Annotated in this window: 1 protein-coding gene; it reads right to left on the bottom strand. The window is 63.0% G+C overall.

All coding sequences use genetic code 11. The features are described 5' to 3' along the window. Positions 1-3: 3 nt before the first annotated feature. A partial coding sequence (locus AC1DHL_RS29655; RefSeq protein WP_478164319.1) for an electron transfer flavoprotein subunit beta/FixA family protein occupies positions 4-689 on the bottom strand: 686 nt, incomplete at its 5' end.

Here is a 689-nt window from a genome sequence, read left to right on the forward strand (position 1 = left end):
TGATCAGATCACCTTGGCTTCGTTCTTCAGCTTGTCCACCAGCGTGGCGACATCGGGCACCTTGATGCCGGCGCCGCGCTTCGGGGGCTCGGAGACCTTCAGGGTCTTCAGGCGCGGCTTGACGTCCACGCCGAGGTCCTCGGGCTTGAAGGTGTCGAGTTGCTTCTTCTTCGCCTTCATGATGTTGGGCAGCGTCACATAGCGCGGCTCGTTCAGGCGCAGGTCGGTGGTGATGACTGCGGGCAGCGAGAGCGAGATCGTCTCCAGGCCGCCGTCGACTTCGCGGGTCACGTTGACCTTGTCACCAGAGACTTCGACCTTCGAAGCGAAGGTGGCCTGGGGCAGGTCGGCCAGCGCGGCCAGCATCTGGCCCGTCTGATTCGCATCGTCATCGATGGCTTGCTTGCCGAGGATGATCAACTGGGGCTGTTCCTTGTCGACCAGTGCCTTCAGCAGCTTGGCAACGGCCAGCGGCTGGAGTTCTTCGGTCGTCTCGACCAGGATGCCGCGATCGGCACCAATGGCCATCGCCGTGCGCAAGGTCTCCTGGCACTTCGCATCGCCGCAGGACACGGCGATGATCTCGGTGGCCGCGCCCTTCTCCTTCAACCGCACAGCCTCTTCGACGGCGATCTCGTCGAAGGGGTTCATGCTCATCTTGACGTTGGCGATGTCAACGCCCGTGCCGT

Source organism: Variovorax sp. 10L426, assembly GCF_056395305.1.